This is a genomic window from Verrucosispora sp. SN26_14.1, assembly GCF_004307965.1.
Lineage (GTDB): Bacteria > Actinomycetota > Actinomycetes > Mycobacteriales > Micromonosporaceae > Micromonospora.
This window is the reverse complement of the sequence record NZ_SISL01000457.1, coordinates 1-4,692: the sequence shown is the minus strand read 5'-3', so window position 1 is coordinate 4,692 and position 4,692 is coordinate 1. Positions and strand designations below refer to the sequence as shown.

Here is a 4,692-nt window from a genome sequence, read left to right as displayed (position 1 = left end):
GGCGGGCGGCGGCCGGTGCCGGCGGGTGCACGACCTGGGCCAACCGCGCGCCCCGACCGGTGAAGGTGGTGCGCAGCGACTCGTGCCGGGCGGTGAGGGCGGACAACGCGGCGTCCAGCGCGTCGGCGTCGACCCGACCGGTGAGCCGACACAGCAGCGGGCAGCTCAGCGCACCGAAGTCGGTGCGGTAGTGCTTGATCATCCAGAGGAGTCGTTGGGCCACGGAAGCTGGTGTCTGTTGTGTCTCCACGCACGGACCATAGCGTCACCGCATTGGCATCGGTGAGGTCTCTGGGTACCTTGTGTCGTATGAGCTTTGTTGTGCCGGCCCGCGTCGACACCACACTCACCTGGGACTACGAAGCCTCCGATCCCCGGCTCGTGGCGCTCTACGAACGGGCCAAGGCGGCCCAGTGGAAGGTCACCGACGTGGACTGGTCGGTGCCGGTGCCGTTCGGCGAACCGCTGCCGGACGACTCCGCCTTCGCGATGGCCGCGTTCGCCGCGTCGCCACTGGCACCGCGGGGTCCCCGGGCCTGGGACGCGTTCCGGTGGGAGTTCCAGTCCTGGATGGTCAGTCAGTTCCTGCACGGCGAGCAGGCCGCGATGATCGTCGCGGCCCGGCTGGTGGAGACCGTGCCGGATCTGGACAGCAAGTTCTACGCCGCCACCCAGGCGGTGGACGAGGCCCGGCACGTGGAGGTCTTCTCCCGGTACCTGCGGGAGAAGATCCCCGAGCCGTACCCGGTCTCCGCGCCGCTGCGCGAGCTGCTCACCGACATCCTGTCCGACTCGCGATGGGACGTCACGGCGCTCGGGATGCAGATCATGGTGGAGGCGATCGCGATGGCCTCGTTCCGGCTCTCCAACAGCAGTTTCCACGACCCGCTGATCAAGGAGCTGACCCATCTCGTGGCCCGGGACGAGGCCCGGCACGTCACCTTCGGCGTGCTCTCCCTCTCCGGGCTCTACGACCAGCTCACCTCGGCCGAGCGGGCCGAGCGGGAGGAACTGGTCCTGGACGCCGCGGCCCTGATCCGTCGGCGGTTCCTGCTCGACGACATCTGGGAGCGGCTGGAGGTCGACCGCGCCGAGGGCGTCGCCTTCGCCACCAACCACGACCTGATGATCAAGTATCGACAGGCGGTCTTCTCCCGGGTCGCGGTGGCGCTCGGGCAGATCGGCCTGATGACCGAGCCGGTCCGCACCGGACTGGACAAACTGGGCCTGCTGCAGTTCGCCGGTGAGCGACTGCGCATCCGAAGGGGGAAACTCGCATGACGGCCGCCCGACGCAGTCTCGACCTGACCGCCGTGGTCCGGCTCGGCGAGTTGGGTGACCAGATCACCCCGTTCGCCCTGCGGGCCGCCTGCGACCTGCGCATCGCCGACCTGCTGGTGGACGGTCCACGACCGGTGTCGGAGCTGGCCGCCTCGGCCGGCGCGCATGCCGGGGCGCTGCTGCGCCTGCTGCGGGCGCTGGCCGCCCGGGGCGTGTTCAGCGAGGTCGCCGACGCCACCTTCGCGCTCACGCCGCTGGCCGAGCCGTTGCGCGGCGACCATCCGATGTCGCTGCGCGACAGCTTCACGCTGCTCGACTCCGACGTACGGGCCTGGGCCGCGATCGGGCACACGCTGCGCACCGGGGAACCGGCCTTCGGGCACGTGCACGGCCAGGACTACTGGAGCTACCTCGCCGACCACCCGCAGGAGAGCGCCCGGGTCGACGACTGGATGCGCAGCGTGAACCACCTGCACCTGCGGACCGTGCTCGGGGCGTACCCGTGGCGGCGGTTCGGCACGCTGGTGGACGTCGGCGGCGGGACCGGTGGTTTCCTGGCCGGCCTGCTCACCCGCTTCCCCGGGGTGCGAGGGGTGCTGTTCGACCTGCCGCACGTGGTGGCGGGCGCGCCGAAGGTGCTTGCCGAGGCCGGCGTGGCCGACCGCTGCGAGGTGGTGCCCGGCGACGCCTTCGGCACGGTGCCCGCAGGCGGCGACGGCTACCTGCTCAAGACGGTGCTGCCGGGCTTCGACGACGACGACGCGACCCGCATCCTCGCCACCGTGCGCACCGCGATGCGGCCCGACTCGCGGCTGGTCCTGCTGGAGGCGGTGCTCCCGCCCGGCGACGCCTTCGACATGGCGAAGCTCTTCGACGTGCACGCGATGGTGCTCACCGGCGGCGCGCACCGCAGCGCGGAGGAGACCGGTCGGTTGCTGGAGCGGGCCGGGCTGCGGCTGACCCAGGTCATCGGCACTCCCACGCTGACCGCGATCGAGGCCCTGCCGGCCGACTGAGCCGTCCGGCAGGGGACCTCGGACGTACCGGCCCGCTCCGGCGGGCCGGTCAGCCGAGCCGGATCGGCACCGAGGCGTACGCGCGGAACGGGGTGTCGCGTTCGCGTACGGTCGGGCCGTCCGGTTCGAGCACGGCGAGGCGGGCCAGCCGGTCGAACACCACGGCCCCCTCCATCCGGGCCAGGAAGGCACCGAGGCAGAGGTGGGCGCCGCCGCCGAAGGCGAGGTGCGGGTTGTCGGTGCGGCCCACGTCCAGCCGGTCCGGCCGGGTGAACCGGCGCTCGTCGTGGTTCGCCGAGCCGATCATGAGCACCAGGACCCGCCCTCTGCGTACCGTGCGCCCGCCGATCTCGATGGGCTCGTGCACGTAGCGGGCCGTGCCCTGGATCGGGGCGTCCCAGCGCAGGAACTCGTCGACCGCGGTGGTCGCCAGGGCCGGGTCGGCCCGTAGCCGGTCGAGCTGGTCCGGGTGGGCCAGCAGCGCGGCGGTACCGGTGGTGATCATGTGCACGGTGGTCTCGAACCCGGCGAAGAACGAGAAGACGGTGTTGTCCACGATCTCGTCGTGGCTCAGGCTGTCGCCGGACTCCTCCACGTCGAGCAGCCGGGAGAGCAGGTCGTCGCCCCGACGGGAGCGGCGCTGGTCGAGCAGGTCGCCGATGTGCTCGCGCAGCCAGCGTACGGCCACGTCGGCGTCGGCGCGGGCGTGCTCGGGGACCACGGCGGTGAAGGCGCGACCGAGGTTCATCGCGTGCCGGCGGACGTCGTCGGTGGACTCCGGCGGGATGCCCATCAGTCGGCAGACCACCCGGACCGGCAGCGGGTAGGCCAGTTCGGGGACCAGGTCCATCCGGCCCGCCGCCACGGCCGGGACGAGCATCTCGTCGACCAGTTCCTCGACGTAGGACCGCAGTTGGCGGACGACCGCGGGACTGAACGCGCGGCTCATCAGCCGACGCAGCCGGACGTGGTCGGGCGGATCGCGATAGAGCATGATGCGCTGGAAGAAGGCACTGGCGGGGCCGTCGCCCACGGACACCTCGTGGTAGCCGGCGGGGAACTCGCTGCCCAGCCGGGGGTCGTGTTGCAGGGCCACCACGTCGGCGAAGCGGGTGACACCCCAACTGCCCGGCCCGATCCGGCACAGCGGGCCGGCGGCGCGCAGCCGGGCGTACTCGGGATAGGGGTCCTCGACGACGTTCGGGTCCAGGGCGTCGAACCGGGGTGCGAGGGTCGGTGCGCTCATCCGCCTAGTGTCTGTCGTTTTACTGCCGTCCGGCAAGACCGATGACGACACACCACACACTCCGTCGGTCCGGTCAGGACGTCCGATCCGTGCGGGTCATGGGCTCCGTCGACTTTTGTCGGATGTTCGGCCGACGGTCCGGGACCGATCACGTCCGGTGACCGGGGCGCCCGGACGGGTGTCGGGGGGTGCCGCCCGTCGGCCTGCCGCGCGTGCGGTACGGGTGGCCGGGGTCCCGCGTCGTCGACGCTGCTCACCGTCGAGACGACGGTCCGGCGGCCGGGACCGGGGCGGGACGGCCGGAGAACTTCCTGTCTAAGCACGGAAAGTAACGTGCATTGTGGTCCATCAGAATCACCAGCCGTAGATAGCACGCGGATGTCCCAGTATTGAAGCCGATCGGTTATTCCCATGCCGCGCGAGTGCGTTCTATGGTGTGAGATCAGCAGGAGGGGGGAATTGTGTTGCCTATGGTCAAGGCCCGGAGGGTGAGCAGAACTGCCGTAGCGATTTCCGTCAGCGGCAGCGTGGACCGGAGCACGGCGGGGTACGTCACCCGCGTCGCCGAGTACATGTTGGACCATGGTGACCTGCTGCCCGACCAGGTGGAACTGGACCTGACCGACGTCACCGGGGTGGACGAGGTGGGCTTCACCTCGTTGGTCGACGTCGCGGCAGGTGCGAGCGCGGCGGGGGCCGCGGTGGTCGTGCGCTGCGGGGCGGAGCGGGCCATGCTGGAGGGGCGACGGAGCGGACGCGGTGTGGCGTCCGAGCAGATCGGCCGCATGCTGCGGCTGCACCTGCAGTTCCTGGTGCGTCGGCGCAGGTCACGTCCGGCGGTTGCCGAGGCGCGGGTGGTGCGCGGGTGCCCCGGTCCACTGGCCGGACGGAATCGGGGCTGACCGGATCTGCGGGGGTGCGGGTCGGTCGGTCCGAAAATTAATGTGTGCCGTTTCGGTCCGATTCAGAAAGACTTAACCGGATTATCCGCGCGGCGAGTTCTGCAATTTGCATTTGCGGTCGGACGGCCGGAGAACTTCCTGTCTAAGCACGGAAAGTAACGTGCATTGTGGTCCATCAGAATCACCAGCCGTAGATAGCACGCGGATGTCCCAGTATTGAAGCCGATCGGTTATTCCCATGCCGCGC

Annotated in this window: 4 protein-coding genes and 1 pseudogene; 3 read left to right on the top strand and 2 right to left on the bottom strand. The window is 70.5% G+C overall.

Going from position 1 to position 4,692, the window contains the following annotated elements; all coding sequences use genetic code 11:
• A pseudogene (locus tag EYA84_RS26955) lies at positions 1-202 on the bottom strand (condensation protein); the annotation flags it as partial.
• Between the two features lie 107 nt (positions 203-309).
• Here EYA84_RS26955 and EYA84_RS26950 point away from each other — a divergent pair.
• Positions 310-1,281, top strand: coding sequence for a ferritin-like domain-containing protein (locus tag EYA84_RS26950; protein ID WP_131056539.1), 972 nt, complete (start codon positions 310-312; stop codon positions 1,279-1,281).
• On the top strand, positions 1,278-2,297 hold the full coding sequence (locus EYA84_RS26945; RefSeq protein ID WP_131056537.1) for a methyltransferase: 1,020 nt from the start codon (positions 1,278-1,280) through the stop codon (positions 2,295-2,297). The genes EYA84_RS26950 and EYA84_RS26945 overlap by 4 nt, the downstream gene beginning before the upstream one ends.
• Positions 2,298-2,346: 49 nt before the next feature.
• Here EYA84_RS26945 and EYA84_RS26940 read toward each other — a convergent pair whose 3' ends face one another.
• On the bottom strand, positions 2,347-3,543 hold the full coding sequence (locus tag EYA84_RS26940; RefSeq protein WP_131056536.1) for a cytochrome P450: 1,197 nt from the start codon (positions 3,541-3,543) through the stop codon (positions 2,347-2,349).
• Positions 3,544-4,031: 488 nt separating this feature from the next.
• Between EYA84_RS26940 and EYA84_RS26935 the strand changes: the two genes are divergently transcribed.
• The gene (locus EYA84_RS26935; RefSeq protein WP_236145971.1) at positions 4,032-4,445 is read left to right on the top strand and encodes a hypothetical protein; all 414 of its coding nucleotides are present in this window, start codon (positions 4,032-4,034) and stop codon (positions 4,443-4,445) included.
• Positions 4,446-4,692: the final 247 nt, after the last annotated feature.

What these genes read in the sequence shown, in the direction of transcription:
- EYA84_RS26950 (WP_131056539.1), top strand. Translation starts at nt 310, where the DNA reads ATGAGCTTTGTTGTGCCGGCCCGCGTCGACACCACACTCACCTGGGAC.
- EYA84_RS26945 (WP_131056537.1), top strand. Translation starts at nt 1,278, where the DNA reads ATGACGGCCGCCCGACGCAGTCTCGACCTGACCGCCGTGGTCCGGCTC.
- EYA84_RS26940 (WP_131056536.1), bottom strand. Translation starts at nt 3,543, where the DNA reads ATGAGCGCACCGACCCTCGCACCCCGGTTCGACGCCCTGGACCCGAAC.